The sequence below is a fragment of the Streptomyces sp. NPDC043861 genome, from assembly GCF_056435905.1.
The window spans coordinates 74,383-93,842 of sequence record NZ_JBWKDP010000015.1; the positions used below are offsets into that span (position 1 = coordinate 74,383).

The following is a 19,460-nucleotide window of genomic DNA, read 5'->3' on the forward strand; positions in this document are numbered from 1 at the left end:
GCGCCCAGTCTCCTACGGTTTCCGAGTAACCAGAAGAGACCACGGCTTCATTCACCGATGGAAGCGATCCCGTGGGCTCTCATGAGTCGAGGAGACGGACAACATGGCCATCACCCTGGTGAACCCCAGCGGATTGCCCAAGATCGACGCCTACCGGCAGGTGTCGGTCGCGACCGGTTCGAGGCTGGTCTTCATCGCCGGGCAGGTCGCCTGGGACGCCGAAGGAGCCACCGTCGGCGAAGGTGACCTCGCCGCTCAGGTCGAACAGTGCTACCTCAACATCGCCACCGCCCTGGCCGGGGTCGGCGCCTCCTTCGACGACGTGGCAAAGCTGAACGTGCATGTCGTCGACTGGACCCCCGAGAAGATGCCCCTGCTCATGGAAGGCCTCACCCGGGCCGCCGCCAAGCTCGGGACCACCGCCGCACCGCCGGCCACGCTGTTGGGTGTTGCGGCTCTGGACGTGCCCGAGCACCTGGTCGAGATCGAAGCGACCGCGGTCCTCGAGTCACCTTGACCCGGTCCTGAAGGGCTGGGCTTGGAGGTAGTGCCCAGCTGGCTGCTGGGGTGGACGCCTCCGTCCAGACACCCCGTCATGGGGTGGCAGGGGCGCGTGACTCACGCCCCGCATTCCACATGGCTGTTCCCCAGCGCCCAGCCCGGCGCCCACGTCGACGCCGACCGCCTCACCACGCTCCTCAACGACCGCGTCGGCGTCTTCATCCGGTCGGCCCGCGGCGGAGCGCTGTGCGAGCTCGCCGGCGACCTGCCCGCGCCCGTTCTCGGCGAACTCCTTGGGCTCCCCATCACCTCCGCCAACCGGTGGACCAACCTGGTCAGCCGCGACTGGACCGACTACCTGGCCGCCCGCACCCACGACCTCAACCCCGAAGACGCCAAGCGGTCGTCACACTCACCGCCTACGCTGACCAGGCCGCGGTAACAGCATCCACCTGAGCGGAGGGGCTGATGGCCACGAAGCTGAGGCAGGAAACTCCGCCGCTGCCCGGCATGCCCCATTTCGTCCAGGCCGCCGCGCCTGAGACCGAACAACTCGCCCTCCTCGGCGAGCCCCAGCCCGTCAAAGTCCCCGCCCAGCTCTGGCGCTCGTGGCTGAGCGACCCGCTCATCGTCGCCAGGTTCGGGGCCAAGCGAACACCCGCCCCGAGGATCTGTGCTGGCCATGACTTGCGGCGGTGTCATCGACGGGCCACGGCTCCTTCCGCGCCGCGAGCCTGCCAGGCCCGTCCCGCCGGGGAACCGTCCCGGCCCACCTGTTCGCCTTCCAGCTCGCCCACGGAGTGATACCCCGCCTGGGCTGGTCCGGCGCCGAAGACCCCGTCCTTTGCCACCGCTGCGACTCCCACGGCTGCGTCGGCCCCCACCACCTCCGCGTCGGCACCGCACCGCGCAGACATTGGCGAACCGTGCCGCGTCCGCGGCTGCCGTGGCACGCGACGCGGCCAACAGCTCCGCGGAGCACACCGACAAGGCCGCGGACGCTGCCGAGGAGGCGGCGGCCCAAGACCCTGAGTCCACCCGGATCACCGGGGACGAGGAAACAGGCGTCGCGCTGGCCCGATTCAAGAGGCAGGCCGAGGCCGACGACGCGCTCCTCATGGATGGAGACGCAGCGCACTCAGCCAGAGGAGACCAAGGGCCTGGTCGTGGCCGCAGTGTCGGCGCATCTCCCGTGGATCGCTGGAGGGGGTTTTATCAGCCGTTTCACAGAGAGTGACGGGGCTGTGGACGGAGCGAAGCGGGCCAGGACCCAGAGTGGCGCATGGCGGAAATCTTATGGTCCTTGGGGGCGGGCGTGGTTCGTATGCTTCCGACCCACTGCGGCCTCCGCATCTGGTCACCACCGCTCAACGGAACTCTTCGTACCGTTCTGCAGCACCGTCATCGAACACTCCGCCGCATTCCCGACGTCACTGGTACCACCATCGTCACGGCCCATATGCCAGGTACAAGGGAAAGGCTGCCGCTCCGCATCCCGAGCTGGGCGGACTCGGAGCGGTGACCGAATACTGCTCTATGAGACCGTGTGGCCGGTTTTGAACCTCCGGTGTTGTCGGGGAGTTGGCACCAAGACATGATCCTTTCTCGTACAACCCGACTATCCATGCGAGAGCCGAGATGTGATGCACCAACCCCTCCACAGGACGGACTGGGCAGTCTGCGAGCCGCCTTCTGATACCTGTGTTGCCGACGGCCACTGTCCAGGGGACCTCCCCGGACTGTCGGACCATCGTCGTGCATAAGGAAGCCGCAGGGCAGGCCTGCGCCTTGGCCCCAACGCAGGTCATCTCGGCTTCCTCCGCGCTACGAACACCGTGCACACAGCTATCCCCTGGTCAGGTGCGCCTGACTGCGTCATCCTCCTGATCTCCGCCACTCGCGACGTGGTCGGCGGTCCTGCCTGATCGGGCCGGGGTGGACCCAGCCTGAATCGTGGTGTGCCTTCCGCCGGTTGAGACGACGTGGCCGCCTGTCCGGCGACACTCACCGTTCCGGTGTAGCCACGCAGGGGCGCAGCCAGGCCCCGGGGCGGCAGTTTCGCGTTCCCCTCCACGGTGCCGTTCCTCTCGCATGCCATCCCTTCATGACGTTTCGCCGCAAAGGAGTTATTGATTTTCATGCACAGACGCTTGAGGTTTTTCGTCCTACCCGCTGTGGGCGTAGTGATGTGCACGGCTGGTCTTATGCCGTCGGTCAGCCAGGCGGCCAATAGGGTCGACGGGGAGAAGAGGGAGTCCCGGGAGTCCTACGCCGAAGAGCACGGCCTGACGGCAGATGACATCAGGCGTATCAACGCTCTGAACGAGAGGGCTCTGAGTCTGGGTCAGCCCGGCAAGCCCTCGGGGTCGTCGCTGCCGAGCGCGATCGAATCTCTCAGGCCCTCCACGGCGGCAAGCGGCAGGGTGACGCCTCCCGCCGAGCCGCTTGGGAGCATGCCGGAGGCGTATCGGGTGTACGGGGGCAGGGCGACTACAGGCATCAGCAACTACATACGCAAGTGGCAGCAGGTCTACAGCCATCGCGATGGCCAGGCACGGCAGATGACCGAAGCGCAGCGAGAGCAACTGTCCTACGGTTGTGTGGGGGTCACTTGGGTCAACTCAGGCCCCTACCCGACGAACAAACTGGCGTTCGCCTCCTTCGACGAGGACAAGTACAAGAACGCTCTGCAGAACACGACCCCCAGGGCAGGCGAGACGCGGGCTGAGTTCGAAGGGCGCATCGCCAAGGAGAGCTTCGACGAGGGCAAGGGCTTCAAACGGGCTCGTGATGTGGCGTCCATCATGAACAATGCCCTGGAGAACGCCCATGACGAGGGGACCTACGTCAACAACCTCAAGGCGGAACTCACAAGGAACAACGACGCTCTGCGCAACGAGGACGCCCGCTCGAACTTCTACTCGGCTCTCAGGGACACACCTTCCTTCAAGGACAGGGATGGGGGCAACTACGACCCGTCCAAGATGAAGGCGGTCATCTACTCCAAGCACTTCTGGAGCGGACAGGACCCGCGGAGCTCCTCCGACAAGAGGAAGTACGGCGACCCGGCCGCTTTCCGCCCCAACCCGGGCACAGGCCTGGTCGACATGTCGAAGGACAGGAACACCTCGCGTAGCCCCAGCAACCCCGGAGAAAGCTACGTCAACTTCGACTACGGGTGGTTCGGGGACCAGAAGGAAGCTGATCACAGCCAGACTGTGTGGACCCACGCCAACCACTATCACTCGCCCAACGGCGGCATGGGCCCCATGCAGGTGTACGAGAGCAAGTTCCAGAACTGGTCTGCCGGATACGCAGACTTCGACCGCGGGTCCTATGTCGTCACGTTCATACCCAAGAGCTGGAACACTGCCCCCTCCAAGGTGACACAGGGCTGGCCGTAACACCGGACCGTCACAGGCGCACGGCCAGACTGCCGTTACCCTCCCCTGCCTCACGCGGCGGATCCAGGAGGGGTTGCAGCGCAAGAGAGTAACCTGATCGACCGGTCCAGGCACTCGCCCTCTGCGTGCGCCGGGCAGGCGGAGGGCCGGGCCGCATCGCCGCCCGGCCCTCCCAAAGATGAGCAAGGCTGGCTGCCAGCCGGTCACCGCAGCCGTCTCGGTGCCCGAGTCCACGACGCCGTCGGCACCGAATTTGTCCTGTCGATCATGAAAACATGATCGGGACGGGCCGCCAAGATCCTCTTGAAGCCGCCCCGACCAGCGTTTCCACTGGTCGGAACGTTTCTGCGTCACCACTATGTGGTGGGGCGGGTGGGACTCGAACCCACGGCCGACGGATTATGAGTCCGTTGACAACCCCGGTGGTCAGGTCGCGGTGGGGATGTAGCGCGCTGCTGCGAGTCCGGCCGTCGATCGAAGTCTTGTGAAATAGGAGGCGCAGTACTCCTCGTTGATCAGAGGCACGATCCTGTCGAGGTCGGCGATGCACGACCAGAGGATGGCAATGCCATGGTTGTCGAGTCCGCCGTTCAGCTCTTGCTGGAGGAGGCCGGCGACGTCGGCGTCCAGGAGGATCAGCTCCACGCCCTCGATGTCCACCCCGCGGAAGCTTGCGGGGAACAGTGCACGCCGGTGTTCCTCCCACAGCCGGGCCAGTCGGTCGTCAGGCTGTGCTCCGCTCATGTCCGTGGATGCCGCATCTGCCGCAGCTGGTGGGCGAAGGAGCAGGGAAATCGCATCGAAGACGGCACGCACCATGTCGATGGCCCTGGCGGGGCCGAGGACGGCACTTGTCACGGCGCCCTGGGTGAGCTTGTCGCGCAGCAGTCGGCTGCGGTCGAGTTCGGCGGCGAGTTCGGCCGTGATGAGCCCTGCGCCGGTGGCCCGCTCGATCAGTTCCTGGAGTGGTTCGTCGACGGCCAGACGCTCGGCAAGGACGTGCTCCAGGGCGAACAGGGAATGCGTGACGGCAACGGTGGCGAACTCGTACCGGAAGTAGGAATGCCGGATGAGCTCGCGGGAGGTTTCCATCGCGCTCATGACGTACATCGACGCGCCTTCGGGCAGAACCAGGTCGGCAACCAGGGCGTGCATGCCCGCATAGTCGAGAGCGACATCGCGGGCGCGCGGGTCCGGTACTGGCAGAGGTGGCGGGCCGGGCAACGGCGGCAGGGGGTCCACCAGTGCAGTCTTGTCGTCCGAAGGCTGTCGGCGCCATCGGATTTGCTCGGGGCGGTCGGTGACTCCGCCTGCCGATGCCCTGTACTCCACCGGTTGAGGACGGTCATCCCCTGGACCTCATCGCCGCAGCTTCCGCAGCTTCCCGGGGTGGTGAGGTACTGCGGTCCGGCAATTCCCGCGTACGTGGCAACTCGCGGGAAGCCGCACAGTCCAAGAGGCCGCATCCGCGGGTCGGTGAGCCGGGGCTCCGCCCGGGTGAGGTTGAGTAATGCACGCCCGCCGGGTAGGACGGATTGTGCGGCGGCGTCGGGAGAGCCCATGGAACGTGACCAACCGCAACATCCGAACATCGTTGACCTGCATCAGTTCCTTGACGACCAGCTCGACCAGATCTCCGCGCAGCTCCGGGGGCTGGCCCGGACCAGGGACCGGTTGCAGGCGCTGCTGGATGCGGTCATGGCAGTCAGCCGGGAGTTGGAGCTGCCAGTGGTGCTGGACCGGATCGTCAGGGCTGCCATGGACCTGGTCCAGGCTCGCTATGGTGCGCTGGGCGTCCTCGATGAGCAGGGCAAGGGCCTGGCGCACTTCATCCCCGTGGGGCTGAGCGAGCAGGAGCGGGCCGACCTGGGCGGCGTCGAGTTTCCGCGCGGCCGGGGTCTGCTCGGGGCTCTGATTCACCGCCCCGAACCGCTCCGGGTCGAAGAGATTTCCTCGCATGCACATTCCGCAGGGTTCCCGCCCGGTCACCCGCCGATGCGCACCCTGCTCGGCGTGGCGATCAGCGTCCGGGGCGAGGTCTACGGCGACCTCTACCTGGCCGACCGGCGTGACGGGGAGCCCTTCGACGAGTACGACGAGGACGTCGTCGTTGCACTGGCCGGCGCCGCCGGAGTGGCCATCGAGAATGCGCGCCTGTTCGGGCATGTCCGGGCGCGCAGTGAGCAGTTCCAGCGTTTGCTGCTGCCGACGCTGTCCGACCTGCGACCGTACGAGGGCGCCGCCGTCTACCGGCCGGCGACCGCCCCGGCCCGGGTCGGCGGTGACTGGTACGACGCCTTTCTGCTCCCGGACGGGGCGTGCGCCGCCGTCATCGGCGACGTGGGAGGCCACGACCTGAAAGCTGCGGCGGCCATGGCCCAGACCCGCAACATGCTGCGCGCCCTGCTCTACGATCGCGGCACGCCGCCCAGCGCAGTCCTCACACAGCTCGATCACACTCTTCAAGCCATCACCGACAACCCCGTCACCACCGCCTGTCTGGCCCGCATCGAGCCCGAAGGGTCTGCCTGGACCCTGCACTGGAGCGCCGCGGGCCATCTTCCGCCCCTGCTCATCGCCCCCGGCCGGCGGCCGAGGTACCTGTTTGCCGATCCCGGGATCCCTCTCGGAGTGGACGCCGACCAACCCCGCCCCGACCACACCCACCCGCTCTCCGCCGGCTCCACCGTGGTCTTCTTCACCGACGGACTCATCGAGCACCCCCGGCACCCGATCGACAGCAGCCTCGACGCCCTCGCCCGGACCGCGGCCAGTCACGGCGACCTGTCCCTGGACGACCTTTGCCAGACTCTTGTCGATCACCACCCCAGCGACGGCCACGACGACATGGCCGTACTGGCCGTGCGCACACCCCTGCCGACGTAGCTCTGCCAATGCGGTCGAGGAGGAAGGGACGTCCTCCCCGGCGACGACATCGGTGCTCAGGTGCTCGCCGCCGCTCTGGGCGACGTGTGACACGAAGACGACCCGCCATGCGGCCTCATCGCGGCCGTCGCGGATGTGTTTCCGACTCCCGGAGCGTCGGAGGCGGTCGCTGGTGCGGCGCGATGGAGAGGGGGGAGGACCGAAAGACCGTTGTCGTACAAAGCAGACAACCGGCAACCGCGCGGGGCTCTGACCAGGGACGGACAGCCGGGCAACGGAAAGGAATCGATGAGCGTCCGCCCCTCTACAATCCCGGATACCCAACGGTAATCTCCCCCGTGCCGGGCCACGCACCTGCCCGGCCGGTGAGAGCAAAGGGGCCCTCATGACGACGGACGCTGACGCGGCCCGCGAGCGGTGGCAGCGCGCATGGAGCCACCGTGAGCAGCTGCTGAAGGTGGCGCGCCGAAGGTCGATGAGCCTGGAGGACGCCGAGGACGCCGTGCACGAGGCGATGCTCCGCGCCGCCGAGAACCCCCACCTGGACGACGAGCGGCTGGGCGCCTGGCTGACCACGGTGACCATGCGGTTGTGTGTGGACCGCTACCGGCAGGTCCACCGTGAGACCGAGGTACGCAGCAGTCCCATTCTGCTCGCGCCGGTCCCGGTGCCGGTGGAGGAGGCAGTCTGCGACCGTGCCGAGGCGAAGTGGCTGGCCGTGCGGACCGAGGAGCTCCCCGCCCGCCAGGCCGAGGCACTGCGGCTGAAGTCGGAGGACCTCGACGTCAGCCAGGTCGCGGTGAGGATGGGCCTGAGCTACCGGACGGTCGAGTCCCTCCTGGCGCGGGCCCGCCGGACACTGCGCAATTCGCTGGCCGCCACGCTGGGCGTGGCGCTCTGGGTGATCGGGCGCGGCCGTCAGGGCGGGAACGCCCAGGCGGTGGCCCTGGCCTCGACCGCGGCGACCCTGGCGGTGGCCGGGCTGATCCTGCCCTACGCCCATGACGCGGAAGGCCCCTCCTCGCGGCCCCCCTCCCCCTCGGTCTCGCAGGCCTCGGAGACCATGCCCGGTGCGGACCCCACCGCGTCCGCCCCTGCCGACGGTGGGGGTGCCGGGCAGCCGGCCGCCACCCGGCCAGGGCGGTCCGGGGACGCCGGTACCCTCGTACCCCCGCTGCCTCGGCTGCCCTCCGTGCCCTTGACCGCGCCCGCCGTCCCGGACGTCCCCGAGGTGACGGCGGTGCCGGAGGTACCCGTGCCGGACCTGGCCGTCACACCGGAACCGGGTGACACACCGGAGGTGCCCGAACCGCGCACCTCCGGGCTGCGCGCGCCCGCACCATAGCTGCTGCGCAGCCGCTGAGCCCGGTGCGCCGGCAATCCCTGCACCGGCACCGCCCGGACCACGCCCTTGCTGCGCGCTCGTCGCGTGCCGATTTCGGGGCGGCGAAAAAAAATCCCACCCAACAGCGACGGACGGGCCCGCCCTCCCCGTAGAGCAGATGTCGGAGCTCCACGGCTGAAGGGTGAACCGGATGGGTGTCGAGATCTGCGTGGAAGGACTGACCAAGTCCTTCGGACACCAGGTCATCTGGCAGGACGTTTCGCTGACGCTGCCCGCCGGGGCGATCTCGGTGATGCTCGGCCCCTCGGGCACGGGCAAGTCGGTGTTCCTCAAGACCCTGGTCGGGCTGCTGAAGCCGGACCGCGGCTCCATCCGGATCGCGGGCACGGACATCACCGGCCTGCGCGAGCACGACCTGTACGAGATACGGAAGCTGTTCGGCGTCCTCTTCCAGGACGGCGCGCTGTTCGGGTCGATGAACCTGTACGACAACATCGCCTTCCCGTTGCGCGAGCACACCCGTAAGCCGGAGAGCGAGGTCCGGCGGATCGTCCTCGAGAAGATGGACATGGTGGGGCTCATCGGGGCGGAGGAGAAGCTGCCCGGCGAGATATCCGGCGGTATGCGCAAACGGGCCGGGCTGGCACGGGCGCTGGTGCTCGACCCGGAGATCATTCTCTTCGACGAGCCGGACTCCGGGCTCGACCCGGTCCGGGTGGCCTACCTCAACCAGCTGATCGTCGATCTCAACGCGCAGATCGACGCCACCTTCCTGATCGTCACCCACGACATTGCATCGGCGCGGCAGGTGCCGGACAACATCGGGCTGCTGTTCCGCCGGGAGCTGGTGATGTTCGGTCCCCGGGAGCAGCTGCTGACCAGCGACGAACCGGTCGTACGGCAGTTCCTGAACGGCCGTGTGCAGGGGCCGATCGGCATGGCGGAGGAAAAGGACGCCGCCCAGGTCGAACAGGAGCTGGCGCAGCTCGGAGCGAATACGGATCCGGCGTCACCCGGCCTGCCCGAACTGACCCCGCGGCTGCTGCCCAGTGCGGGGATCGACCGTCCGCCGCGCTGGGAGACGATCGCCGAACGGGAGTCGCTGCGGCAGGTGCGGGCCGCGGTCCGCGGAAGGGCGGCGGACGCATGAGCATCGATCCGGTCGGAGCGCTGCGGCATTCGGGCAGCCTGTTCGCGATGGCCCTGGACGTCGTGCGGACGGTGCCCAGGCGCCCTTTCCAGCTCCGGGAATTCATCCAGCAGGCCTGGTTCATCGCGAGTGTGACGATCCTGCCCACCGCGCTTGTCTCCATCCCGTTCGGGGCGGTCATCGCCCTCCAGATCGGCAGCCTGACCCGACAGCTGGGCGCACAGTCGTTCTCGGGCGCGGCTTCGGTGCTCGCGGTCCTGAGGGAGGCCTCGCCGATCGTCACCGCGCTGCTGATCGCCGGCGCCGGCGGCACGGCGATCTGCGCGGACCTCGGAGCGCGCAAGATCCGTGAGGAGATCGACGCGATGCAGGTGCTGGGCATCGATCCGATCCACCGGCTGGTCGTCCCGAGGGTCCTGGCCTCGATGGTGGTGGCGGTGCTGCTCAACGGACTGGTGTCGGTGGTGGGAGTGGCAGGCGGCTACTTCTTCAACGTCGTCCTGCAGAACGGCACTCCCGGCGCCTATCTGGCCTCGTTCACCACCCTCGCCCAGCTGTCCGATCTCTGGGCCGCCGAGCTGAAGGCCCTGGTGTTCGGGGCCATCGCGGCCGTCGTGGCCTCCTACAAGGGGCTGACCGCCAAGGGCGGTCCGAAGGGCGTGGGCGACGCGGTCAACCAGTCGGTGGTGATCACCTTCATGTTGTTGTTCGTGACGAACTTCGTGATGACCGCCGTGTACTTCCAAGTCGTTCCGCAGAGGGGCTGACCGTGGCTCTGTTGAACCGTATCGTGGGGCGCCCGCTCCGTTCCCTCGAGGAGCTGGGGACCCAACTGTCCTTCTACGGACGCTCGCTGGCCTGGACCGGGCGCACTCTGCGCCGCTACAAGAAGGAAATCCTGCGGCTGCTGGCCGAGGTGAGCTTCGGCCGCGGCGCGCTGGCCGTCGTCGGCGGGACCGTGGGTGTGATCGCCTTCCTGTCGTTCTTCACAGGCACAGAGGTCGGCCTCCAGGGCTATGCGGCCCTCAACCAGCTGGGCACCTCCAACTTCGTGGCGTTCCTGTCCGCGTACTTCAACACCCGTGAGATCGCGCCGCTGGTGGCCGGGCTGGCACTGTCCGCGACGGTCGGGGCCGGATTCACCGCCCAGCTCGGCGCGATGCGGATCAGCGAGGAGACCGATGCGCTGGAGGTGATGGGCGTCCCCTCGCTGCCGTTCCTGGTGACCACCCGGATGATCGCCGGTTTCGTCGCCGTGGTGCCGCTGTACGTGGTCGGGCTGCTGTCCTCGTACTTCGCCGCCCGGACCATCACCACCGGCTACTACGGGCAGTCCGCGGGCACGTACGACCACTACTTCCAGCAGTATCTGCCGCCGGTCGACGTGCTGTGGTCCTTCGGGAAGGTGATCGTCTTCGCCGTCGTGATCATCCTGGTCCACTGCTACTACGGCTACTACGCGAGCGGCGGACCGGCCGGCGTGGGGGTCGCGGTCGGGCGGGCGGTACGTACCTCCATCGTCGCCATCAACGTCCTGGACTTCTTCCTCAGCCTGGCGATCTGGGGCGCCAACACGACCGTACGGATTGCGGGGTAGGGCCGATGCGGATCGTGAGACTGAGGGTGTACGGCATGGTCTTCATCGCCGTCATCGCGCTGCTGCTGTCGTTGTCCGTGGCCGTCTACCAACAGGCGTTCGTCTCCGCCGTACGCATCACGCTGGAGGCGGGCACGTTGGGCAACCAGCTGGAGCCCCGGGCCGATGTCAAGCTGCGCGGGCTGTTGGTCGGCGAGGTGCGGGCGGTGCGGGCGGACGGTGAGAAGGCGACGCTCGACATCGCGCTCAAGCCTGAACACATCGCCCGGATCCCGTCCGACGTGCGGGCGAGGCTGCTGCCCAAGACGCTGTTCGGTGAGAAGTACGTCGACCTCGTGGCCTCCCGGGAGTCCTCGGCCCGGCACATCCGCGCAGGGGACGTCATCACCCAGGACCGCACCAGGGTCGGCATCGAGCTGCAGCAGCTGATGAACGACCTGCTGCCGCTGCTGCGCACGGTGCGGCCGGCCGAACTCAACGCCACGCTCTCGGCATTCGCCACGGCACTCGAGGGCCGCGGCGACCGGATCGGCGACAACCTCACCCGCCTGGAGGACTATCTGCACCGGATCAACCCCCATATGCCCTCGGTCAAGGAGGACATCTCACGGTTCGCCGATGTGGCCGAGGTGTACGGGGACGCCGCTCCCGATCTGATGAGGATCGTGCGGAACACGGTCACCACGAGCCGCACGATCGTCGAGAAGCAGGACCAGCTGGCCGAGCTGCTCACCTCCACGGCGACCGTCGCCAGGACCACGGACGAGGTCCTCGACGAGAACGCCGGGAGGCTCATCACGCTGGGCCGGGTCTCCCGTCCCACGCTGGCGTTGTTCGCGCGCTACGCACCGGAGTACCCCTGTCTCCTCAAGGGCCTGGTGAGGCAGGAGGCGGCGTCGGAACAGGCATTCAGAGGCGGAGAAATGCGTATCACTCTCGAAGTCGTCCGGCCCCGGCCGGCGTACCGGCCCGGCGAGGAACCGCGCTATGCGGAGCGTTCAGGGCCCAGCTGCCACGGGATGCCCCATCCGCAGGTCCCGGCACCTGCCACCAGGCTCGACGACGGTACGTCTGGCGCGCCCCAGGTGTCCGCCACGGAGTCGGAGCAGCGTGCCGTGGGTTCTCTCGTGTCGCCCGTCATGGGTGTGCCGGCCGATGAGGTGCCCGCGGTGGCGACGCTGCTGTTCGGGCCGATGGCCCGGGGTACGGCGGTGAGTGTCGCATGACGTCCGCAGGAGCCAAGGGCGCCAGGCAGACCGCGTCGCCGCTGATCAAGTTCAGTCTGTTCGCCGTGGTGACGGTGCTCGCGACGACGCTGCTCGCGGCCACGATCGTCACCGTCTCCTTCTCTCCCGAGCACACGTACCGCGCCGTGTTCAGTGATGTCACCAGCCTCGAGAAGGGCGACGACATCAGGGTGGCCGGTGTACGGGTCGGTGAGGTGGAGGACATCCGCATCAAGGACCGCACTCGCGCCGAGGTCACCTTCTCCCTCACGCAGGACCGCCCGTTGCTCACCAGCACCGGCGCGGTGATCCGGTACCGCAACCTGGTGGGGCAGCGGTACATCGCGCTGACGGAGGGCGCAGGCGACTCCACCAGGCTGCCGCCGGGTGGCCGGATCCCGCTGTCCCGGACCCAGCCCGCGCTCGATCTGAACGCGCTGCTGAACGGGTTCAAGCCGCTCTTCGCCGCGCTGAGCCCGAAGGACGTGAACCAGCTCGCCACGGAGATCGTCAGGACGCTCCAGGGCGAGGGCGGAACGGTGAACAGCCTGCTCGCGCACACGGCTTCGCTCACCACCACGCTCGCGGACCGCGACAAGCTGATCGGTTCGGTGATCGACAACCTCAACACGGTGCTGGGAACGCTGGACAAGCGTGGTGCCCGTTTCTCCGGGCTGGTCAAGCAGTTGCAGCGGGTGATCTCCGGTCTTTCGGCCGACCGCAAGCCCATCGGCGACTCGCTGGTGAACATCGGCGAGCTGACGGAGGCCACTTCCGGCCTGCTGGAGGATGCCCGGCCGCCGTTGCGCGACGACATCGCCGAGCTGACCGATCTGACCGGAACGCTGAACAAGAACGAGAAGACGGTGGAGGGCGTGCTGAAGCGGCTGCCGAACAAGCTCAACAAGTTGACGGGGACGGCCTCGTACGGCTCCTGGTTCAACTTCTACCTCTGTGACTTCGACGGCCGGATCGTGCTGCCGAAGACCCGTGAGGTCCTCACGCCCGAGCTCCACGTCGCCCGTGCGAGGTGCACATGATGGTGCCGTTCCGCGAGCGCAATCCGGTGGTGATCGGGGCGGTCGGCCTCACCGCACTGGCGCTCCTCGCGGTCGCCGCGTTCAACGCGGACGGCCTGCCGCTCATCGGCGACGGCGAGACCTACAGTGCGGCGTTCTCGGAGGCGGGCGGTCTCAAGCCCGGCGACGAGGTCCGTATCGCCGGGGTGAAGGTCGGCAAGGTCGACGAGGTGGATCTGGACGGAGACCACGTCAAGGTGGTCTTCCGGGTCAAGGGGGACCCCGGGTTCGGCAGCAGGACGGGCGCCGCCATCCGCGTCAAGACGATCCTGGGGGCCAAGTACCTCGCGCTGGAGCCGAAGGGGTCCGGGCAGTTGGCGCCGGGCAGCGAGATCCCGCTGAACCGGACGACCTCCGTGTACGACGTGGTGGCGGCCTTCAGCGATCTGACCACGACGACGGAGAAGGTCGACACGGAGCGGCTGGCGACTGCCCTGGAGACCATCTCCACCACCTTCGAGGACTCCCCTGCCGAGGTGCGGGCGTCCATCAAGGGCCTGTCGAAGATCTCCCGTACGGTCGCTTCCCGCGATGAGGCGCTGCGTGAACTCCTCAGTCATGCCAACGGGGTCAGTGGTGTGCTGGCCGAACGTTCGGGCGAGTTCTCCAAGCTCGTCAAGGACGGTGACGCGCTGTTCAAGGAGATCTCCAGGCGAAGGGCGGCGATCCACGCGCTGCTCAAGAGCTCGGCCGCCCTCGGCATCCAGCTGTCCGGCCTGGTCGAGGACAACCGCAAGGAGATCGGACCGGCGCTCGCGGGCCTGAACTCGGTGGTCACCATGCTCGAACGCAATCAGGCCGGTCTCGACCGCAGCGTCAGGCTGCTCGCGCCCTATGTGCGGGTCTTCACCAACACCCTCGGCAACGGCCGCTGGTTCGACAGCTACATCCAGAACATGGTCGCCACCCCGGTGGTCCCGCGGACGGGAGGTTCCTCATGAGCACGCGTCTGCCCCGTATGCGTCTGCCGGACTCGGGTGCGCTGCGCAGGCGCCTGCTGCGCCGGGCGGCGCTGGCCACGGCACTGGCGGTCGTCGCCGCGGTCGCCTTCGTCATATGGCCGAAGCCGGACCCGGTCCGGGTCACGGCGTACTTCCCGCGCACGGTCGGCATCTATCCCGGTTCCGACGTACGGGTGCTGGGCGTACGGATCGGTGAGGTCAAGGCGATCACTCCGGAAGGCGGCCGGGTGCGGGTGGAACTGGAGTACGAGGCCGGCCGGAAGGTGCCCGCCGACGCCAAGGCGGCGATCATCAACTCCTCGGTGGTCAGCGACCGTTACGTCCAGCTGCTGCCGGTGTACCGGTCCGGGCCGGCGATGCGCAGCGGCGATGTCATCACGGAACGGCGCACGGCCGTACCCGTCGAGCTGGACCGGGTCTTCGACAGTCTGCACACGACTGCCGAGGCCCTGGGCCCGCGCGGAGCCAACAAGGACGGATCGCTGTCCCGGCTGCTCGGCGTGAGCGCGGACAACCTCGAGGGGCAGGGCGAGAACCTGCACCGGACCGTCGAGGATCTCTCGCTGGCCGTGACCACGCTGTCCGACGGCAGGCAGGACCTGTTCGGCACGGTCCGCAATCTGCAGGTCTTCACGGCCGCGCTGGGCGCCGACGACAAGAACGTCCGGTCGTTCAACGACAGCCTGGCCACCGTGGCCGACCAGCTCGCCGGGGAGCGCGAGGACCTCGCCGCCGCGCTGCGGCACCTGGGCGTGGCGCTCGCCGATGTCTCCGACTTCGTGAGGAAGAACAAGAAGTCGCTGACGTCGAATGTGGAGGGCCTCAGCAAGGTCACCAAGGTGCTCGTCACCCAGCGCGCCGCGCTGGCCGAGCTGCTGGAGGTGGCCCCGGCGGGGCTTTCGAATCTGCAGAACGCCTACAACCCGGCCTCCGGAACCCTCGACACCCGCAACAACCCGGACCACCCGCAGGACCCGGCCGCTCTGCTGTGCTCGGTGCTCAGGACGACCGGGGACGGCAAGGCGGCGGACTGCCGGGACCTGGAGAAGCTCTTCGACTCCTTGCCGGAGCTCGGACCGGGCGGCACCCGGCCGGTGTCCGGCTCCGGCTCCGTCGACCGGACCCTTGGCGGAATCCTGGAGGCGGGCGCATGAGCGTGGAGCGCAGGAGGCTGCTCCGTACGAGTGCGGCCGTATGGGCGGCGGCGGGCTCGCTGCTGCTGTCGGGCTGCGACTTCGACGGTCTGTACGACATCGAGCTACCCGGCGGAGCGGCCGCCGACGGCGACGCCTACCGGGTCACCGTCGAGTTCAGGGACGTTCTCGACCTCGTGCCGCAGTCCGCGGTGAAGGTCAACGACGTCACCGTGGGCTCGGTCGAGAAGGTGGAGCTGAACGGTTGGCACGCCCGGGTCGGTCTGCGCATCTCGGAGTCGGTGAAGCTTCCCGGCAACGCGGTCGCCGAGTTGCGGCAGACCAGCATGCTCGGCGAGAAGTACGTGGCGCTGTCGGCGCCGGCGGACGCGGTGCCCGTCGGCAGGCTCGGCGACGGTGCCCGGATCCCGCTGTCCCGCAGCGGCCGCAATCCCGAGATCGAAGAGGTGTTGTCCGCGCTGTCCGCCCTGCTCAACGGTGGCGGGGTGGCCCAGCTCAAAACGATCACTACGGAGCTCAACAAGGCCTTGGAGGGCCGGGAGAACCGGGTCAAGTCCCTGCTGACGGAGTTGAACACCTTCGTCGGCGGGCTCGACGCACAGCGCAAGGAGATCATCCGCGCGCTGAACGGCATCGACCGGCTGGCCAAGCGGCTCGGGCGGGAGAAGAGGACGATCGCCCAGGCCGTCGACACCGTCCCGCCCGCGCTGAAGGTGCTGGCCGACCAGCGGACCAAGCTGACCTCGATGCTCACGTCCCTGTCGAAACTCGGGGAGACCGGCACGAAGGTGGTCAATGCGTCGCACGACGACGTGGTGGCCAATCTGCGCAGTCTGCGGCCGATCCTGGAACAGCTGAACAAGGCGGGCAACGATCTGCCCAACGCCCTGGAGCTCATGACGACGTATCCGTTCCCGCGCAACGCGACGGAAGCCATCAAGGGCGACTACGTCAACCTCAAGATCACCGCAGATCTCGATCTGGCGGGCATCTACGGGAATCTCGGCGAGAAACCCGGGAAGCCGGGCGGCCCGAAGAAGCCGGGTGTCCCTGACGTTCCCGTTCCCGAGATCCCCGGAGTACCCGAGCTGCCCGGAGTCCCCCGGCCGACTTCGCTGCCGTCACCGGTCGTGCCCGGCACTCCCCCGCCGCCCTCGGACGGCGCCCCGCTGTGCCCGCCGGTCTGCACCGGCAGTCATGTGTCGTACGGCACCCGGAGTGAGGGCCGCTTCCCGCCCGGGGTCGATCTCGCCCTGGCGGAACTGATGCTGAAGGGGATGCAGCCGTGATCACACGTACGGTCAAGATCCAGTTGTTCGCCTTCGCCACGGTCACCGCCGTCGGCGTGTCGTACGTCGGAGCCCGCTACACGGGGCTGACCGATGCCCTCCTCGACCGCGGCTACACCGTACGGGCCGACTTCGCCGACTCGGGAGGCGTCTTCCCCGGCGCCGAGGTCACCTACCGTGGTGTACCAGTGGGCCGTGTCGGGGAGCTGCGGCTCACCGGCCGGGACGGGGTCTCGATAGCGCTGGACATCGAGGACGGGCCTGACATCCCGGCGGACACCGTGGCCGTGGTGGCGAACCGTTCGGCGGTCGGTGAGCAGTACGTCGATCTGCAGCCGCGGGCCCCGGGCGGCCCCTATCTGCGCGACGGCAGCACCATCGCCCGCCACGACACCAGGGTCCCGATGCCCACCACGGACCTCGTGCTCAGTCTGGACCGGCTGGTGAATTCCGTCGGCAAGGAGGATCTGCGGATCACGGTGGACGAACTGGGCAAGGCGTTCGCCGGTACCGGACCCGAGCTGAGCCGGCTGGTGGACTCGGGCAACGCCTTGGTCGAGTCCGCTTCCCGCTCCCTGCCGCAGACGGTCTCGCTGATCGAGGACTCACGGAAGGTGCTCAAGACACAGGCCGACAAGGGTTCTGCCATCAAGTCCTTCTCCCACGACCTCGCGGCGCTCTCCGCCGAGTTGAAGTCGAGCGACGGTGACATCCGCAAGCTGATCGGCTCCGGTGCTCCGGCGGCACAGGAGGTGAACTCGCTGCTGACGGCGACCCGGCCCCATCTGCCGGTGCTGCTGGGCAATCTGATCAGCGGCGGCCAGATCACGGTGGCGCGGCTGCCCGGTGTGGAGCAGGCCCTGGTCACCTTCCCCGTGGTGGTGGCGGGCAGCTACACCGTGATCCCGGGCGACGGCACCACCCACTTCGGGATGGTGGTCAACGCGGACGAACCGCCGCCGTGCCGGCAGGGATACGGGACCCAGCGACGCGACCCCGCGGACACGAGCGACCGGCCCGCGAACACCGGGGCGCACTGCTCGGCCCCGCGCGGCGGCCCCACCTCGGTGCGCGGCGCACAGAACGCGCCCGGCTACTCGGGGCGCAGCGGCTCCGGCGCTGACCGGGCCGCCCATGTCACCCCGTACGACCCCGAGACCGGCACGGCTGCGGGGCCGGACGGAACGCTGGTCGAGATCGGCTCGACCGGCGGCGAACAGAGCGTATTCGGAAAGGACTCGTGGCAATGGCTGCTCGTCGGACCGATGGCATGACAGGAAGCCTCGCGGTGCGCGCGGCGCGGCTGCTGCGCCGACTGTGGTCGAGGGCGGCGGAGGCCGCCGGCCGTGGCAGGGCGATGCCCGTGTCGCTGGCGGCGGCGACCGTCGTCACGACGGTCCTCGCCGTCTGGCTGGGCTTTCAGGTGCACGAACAGCGAGCGGATGAAGAGCGACGCCAGGACATCCTGGCAGCGGCCCGCCAGTCGGCCCTGAACTTCACCTCGCTCGACCACCGGCACTACAAGAAGGACAGCGAGAACGTACTGAAGGGCGCCACCGGCGACTTCAAGAAGGAGTTCGCCGCGCAGACGGGCGAACTGACGAAGCTGGTCGCCGCGAACAGGTCGGTGTCCCAGGGGCAGGTGCTCGAAGCCGGCATCACCCGGGCCGACGAGAAGTCCGCCCGCGTGCTGGTGGTCGCCGACAGCAAGGTGACCAACACGGCCGCTCCCGAGGGCCAGGCGCGCACGTACCGGCTGCAGCTCGACCTTGTGCTCGAAGGGGGTCGATGGCTGACGTCCGACGTCGAGTTCGTCGGCTGACGGGCGCCCGGAGCCCGTCCAAGGCGGGGCCGCGACAGGCACTCCCGATGCCGACCAAGCCCCCTGCACACCCGTACCCCCGCACCACCAGTGAGGAGAAAGCCCGTGGCGAACCCGATCACCCGAGGCCGTGGCGTCGGCTCCCCAGCTCGCCGCTCGATGACCGCGGCCGCCCGAGCGGCGGCCAAGCGCACCGCGCGCGGCGACGGCCTCGCCCTGGCAGTATCCGAGGACCGGCCCACCGGACGGTCCTCGTCCGGACCGGTCTCCGGACGCACCCTGCGCACGAAGGACCCGGAAACGGACACCGGCGAACCGGACTGGGAGGCACCGGACTGGGAGGACTCCGACCGGTACGTTCCCGGCGCGGAGCCGGAGCAGGACTCCGCGGAGCAGGACTTCGCGGAGCCGGAGGCCGCGGAGCCGGAGGCCGAAGGCGCCGCCGTGACCTCGGGCGGCCGGCGGCGCAGGCTGGTGATGGCCCTGCTCGCCGTTCTGGCGGCAGCCTCCCTGGTCGGGGCCGCCGTGCTCGCCCAGGGCTACTGGGACGGCCGGCGGGCGGAGCAGGCACGGCAACAGGCACTCGCGGCCGCGCGGACAGCGGCGCCTGCCGTCCTGTCGTACGACTACCGGCATCTGGACCGCGACTTCGCCGCGGCGCGCGGACATCTGACCGGATCCTTCCGTGACGAGTACCGCAGGACGACCAAGACCGTGGTGGCTCCGACCGCGAAGAAGTACCAGGGGGTGGTCAAGGCGACAGTGGCGTCCCCGTCCGGAGGCGGCGCCCCCGCGGCGTCGGTGGTGTCGGCCTCGTCCGACAAGGCGATCGTGCTGCTTTTCGTGAACCAGGTGACGCGGAGCAGTCAGGTCGAGGGGCCCCGCGTCGATCTGAACCGGGTGCGGATGACGCTCACGCTGACGTCTGACGGCTGGAAGGTGGCAGGGGTCGACGCGTTGTAGTCCCGCGGGACGCGCCCTGGCACCTTCCGAGCCAGGACGGGACAGCCGGGCGCGTTCCGAGCGGCGGGTCGTCCCTGGTGGA

18 protein-coding genes are annotated in these 19,460 nt (G+C 68.6%); 16 read left to right on the forward strand and 2 right to left on the reverse strand.

Annotated elements, in window-relative coordinates:
• The first annotated feature begins 103 nt into the window (after window positions 1-103).
• A complete protein-coding gene (locus AC068D_RS28755; protein ID WP_478826005.1) occupies window positions 104-517 on the forward strand; it encodes a RidA family protein in 414 nt (137 codons plus the stop codon).
• A 96-nt stretch (window positions 518-613) separates the two neighbouring features.
• Window positions 614-943, forward strand: a complete 330-nt coding sequence (locus AC068D_RS28760; protein WP_478826006.1) for a hypothetical protein — start codon at window positions 614-616, stop codon at window positions 941-943.
• Window positions 944-1,199: 256 nt separating this feature from the next.
• Here AC068D_RS28760 and AC068D_RS28765 read toward each other — a convergent pair whose 3' ends face one another.
• On the reverse strand, window positions 1,200-1,418 hold the full coding sequence (locus tag AC068D_RS28765; RefSeq protein ID WP_478826007.1) for a hypothetical protein: 219 nt from the start codon (window positions 1,416-1,418) through the stop codon (window positions 1,200-1,202).
• Window positions 1,419-2,639: 1,221 nt separating this feature from the next.
• Here AC068D_RS28765 and AC068D_RS28770 point away from each other — a divergent pair.
• A complete protein-coding gene (locus AC068D_RS28770; RefSeq protein WP_478826008.1) occupies window positions 2,640-3,905 on the forward strand; it encodes a protein-glutamine gamma-glutamyltransferase in 1,266 nt (421 codons plus the stop codon).
• Window positions 3,906-4,331: 426 nt separating this feature from the next.
• Here AC068D_RS28770 and AC068D_RS28775 read toward each other — a convergent pair whose 3' ends face one another.
• The gene (locus AC068D_RS28775; protein WP_478826009.1) at window positions 4,332-5,060 is read right to left on the reverse strand and encodes a hypothetical protein; all 729 of its coding nucleotides are present in this window, start codon (window positions 5,058-5,060) and stop codon (window positions 4,332-4,334) included.
• A 405-nt stretch (window positions 5,061-5,465) separates the two neighbouring features.
• Between AC068D_RS28775 and AC068D_RS28780 the strand changes: the two genes are divergently transcribed.
• The 13 genes from AC068D_RS28780 (at window position 5,466) to AC068D_RS28840 (ending at window position 19,378) form a co-directional block, all read left to right on the forward strand.
• On the forward strand, window positions 5,466-6,791 hold the full coding sequence (locus AC068D_RS28780; protein WP_478826010.1) for a PP2C family protein-serine/threonine phosphatase: 1,326 nt from the start codon (window positions 5,466-5,468) through the stop codon (window positions 6,789-6,791).
• A 385-nt stretch (window positions 6,792-7,176) separates the two neighbouring features.
• Window positions 7,177-8,136: an RNA polymerase sigma factor gene (locus tag AC068D_RS28785; protein ID WP_478826011.1), complete on the forward strand. Its 960-nt coding sequence runs from the start codon at window positions 7,177-7,179 to the stop codon at window positions 8,134-8,136.
• 190 nt (window positions 8,137-8,326) lie between these two features.
• Window positions 8,327-9,286, forward strand: coding sequence for an ABC transporter ATP-binding protein (locus AC068D_RS28790; protein ID WP_478826012.1), 960 nt, complete (start codon window positions 8,327-8,329; stop codon window positions 9,284-9,286).
• On the forward strand, window positions 9,283-10,053 hold the full coding sequence (locus tag AC068D_RS28795; RefSeq protein ID WP_478826013.1) for an MlaE family ABC transporter permease: 771 nt from the start codon (window positions 9,283-9,285) through the stop codon (window positions 10,051-10,053). Before AC068D_RS28790 ends, AC068D_RS28795 begins: the two co-directional genes overlap by 4 nt.
• A gap of 2 nt (window positions 10,054-10,055) precedes the next feature.
• Entirely contained in the window at window positions 10,056-10,883 is an 828-nt protein-coding gene (locus tag AC068D_RS28800) for an MlaE family ABC transporter permease (RefSeq protein WP_478826014.1), read from the forward strand.
• A gap of 5 nt (window positions 10,884-10,888) precedes the next feature.
• Window positions 10,889-12,109 (forward strand): MCE family protein, encoded by a 1,221-nt coding sequence (locus AC068D_RS28805; protein WP_478826015.1) that lies wholly within the window; start codon window positions 10,889-10,891, stop codon window positions 12,107-12,109.
• Window positions 12,106-13,149: an MCE family protein gene (locus AC068D_RS28810; protein ID WP_478826016.1), complete on the forward strand. Its 1,044-nt coding sequence runs from the start codon at window positions 12,106-12,108 to the stop codon at window positions 13,147-13,149. The genes AC068D_RS28805 and AC068D_RS28810 overlap by 4 nt, the downstream gene beginning before the upstream one ends.
• On the forward strand, window positions 13,149-14,129 hold the full coding sequence (locus tag AC068D_RS28815; protein ID WP_478826017.1) for an MCE family protein: 981 nt from the start codon (window positions 13,149-13,151) through the stop codon (window positions 14,127-14,129). Before AC068D_RS28810 ends, AC068D_RS28815 begins: the two co-directional genes overlap by 1 nt.
• A gap of 17 nt (window positions 14,130-14,146) precedes the next feature.
• The gene (locus tag AC068D_RS28820; RefSeq protein WP_478826130.1) at window positions 14,147-15,304 is read left to right on the forward strand and encodes an MCE family protein; all 1,158 of its coding nucleotides are present in this window, start codon (window positions 14,147-14,149) and stop codon (window positions 15,302-15,304) included.
• A complete protein-coding gene (locus AC068D_RS28825) occupies window positions 15,301-16,593 on the forward strand; it encodes an MCE family protein (RefSeq protein ID WP_478826018.1) in 1,293 nt (430 codons plus the stop codon). Before AC068D_RS28820 ends, AC068D_RS28825 begins: the two co-directional genes overlap by 4 nt.
• A complete protein-coding gene (locus tag AC068D_RS28830) occupies window positions 16,590-17,867 on the forward strand; it encodes an MCE family protein (RefSeq protein WP_478826019.1) in 1,278 nt (425 codons plus the stop codon). Before AC068D_RS28825 ends, AC068D_RS28830 begins: the two co-directional genes overlap by 4 nt.
• Window positions 17,864-18,415, forward strand: coding sequence for a hypothetical protein (locus AC068D_RS28835; protein ID WP_478826020.1), 552 nt, complete (start codon window positions 17,864-17,866; stop codon window positions 18,413-18,415). The genes AC068D_RS28830 and AC068D_RS28835 overlap by 4 nt, the downstream gene beginning before the upstream one ends.
• Window positions 18,416-18,520: 105 nt before the next feature.
• Window positions 18,521-19,378 (forward strand): hypothetical protein, encoded by an 858-nt coding sequence (locus AC068D_RS28840; protein WP_478826021.1) that lies wholly within the window; start codon window positions 18,521-18,523, stop codon window positions 19,376-19,378.
• Window positions 19,379-19,460: the final 82 nt, after the last annotated feature.

What these genes read in the sequence shown, in the direction of transcription:
- AC068D_RS28820 (WP_478826130.1), top strand. Translation starts at nt 14,147, where the DNA reads ATGCGTCTGCCGGACTCGGGTGCGCTGCGCAGGCGCCTGCTGCGCCGG.
- AC068D_RS28780 (WP_478826010.1), top strand. Translation starts at nt 5,466, where the DNA reads ATGGAACGTGACCAACCGCAACATCCGAACATCGTTGACCTGCATCAG.
- AC068D_RS28810 (WP_478826016.1), top strand. Translation starts at nt 12,106, where the DNA reads ATGACGTCCGCAGGAGCCAAGGGCGCCAGGCAGACCGCGTCGCCGCTG.
- AC068D_RS28770 (WP_478826008.1), top strand. Translation starts at nt 2,640, where the DNA reads ATGCACAGACGCTTGAGGTTTTTCGTCCTACCCGCTGTGGGCGTAGTG.
- AC068D_RS28790 (WP_478826012.1), top strand. Translation starts at nt 8,327, where the DNA reads ATGGGTGTCGAGATCTGCGTGGAAGGACTGACCAAGTCCTTCGGACAC.
- AC068D_RS28775 (WP_478826009.1), bottom strand. Translation starts at nt 5,060, where the DNA reads ATGCACGCCCTGGTTGCCGACCTGGTTCTGCCCGAAGGCGCGTCGATG.
- AC068D_RS28835 (WP_478826020.1), top strand. Translation starts at nt 17,864, where the DNA reads ATGACAGGAAGCCTCGCGGTGCGCGCGGCGCGGCTGCTGCGCCGACTG.
- AC068D_RS28755 (WP_478826005.1), top strand. Translation starts at nt 104, where the DNA reads ATGGCCATCACCCTGGTGAACCCCAGCGGATTGCCCAAGATCGACGCC.
- AC068D_RS28785 (WP_478826011.1), top strand. Translation starts at nt 7,177, where the DNA reads ATGACGACGGACGCTGACGCGGCCCGCGAGCGGTGGCAGCGCGCATGG.
- AC068D_RS28825 (WP_478826018.1), top strand. Translation starts at nt 15,301, where the DNA reads ATGAGCGTGGAGCGCAGGAGGCTGCTCCGTACGAGTGCGGCCGTATGG.
- AC068D_RS28795 (WP_478826013.1), top strand. Translation starts at nt 9,283, where the DNA reads ATGAGCATCGATCCGGTCGGAGCGCTGCGGCATTCGGGCAGCCTGTTC.
- AC068D_RS28805 (WP_478826015.1), top strand. Translation starts at nt 10,889, where the DNA reads ATGCGGATCGTGAGACTGAGGGTGTACGGCATGGTCTTCATCGCCGTC.
- AC068D_RS28815 (WP_478826017.1), top strand. Translation starts at nt 13,149, where the DNA reads ATGGTGCCGTTCCGCGAGCGCAATCCGGTGGTGATCGGGGCGGTCGGC.
- AC068D_RS28765 (WP_478826007.1), bottom strand. Translation starts at nt 1,418, where the DNA reads ATGTCTGCGCGGTGCGGTGCCGACGCGGAGGTGGTGGGGGCCGACGCA.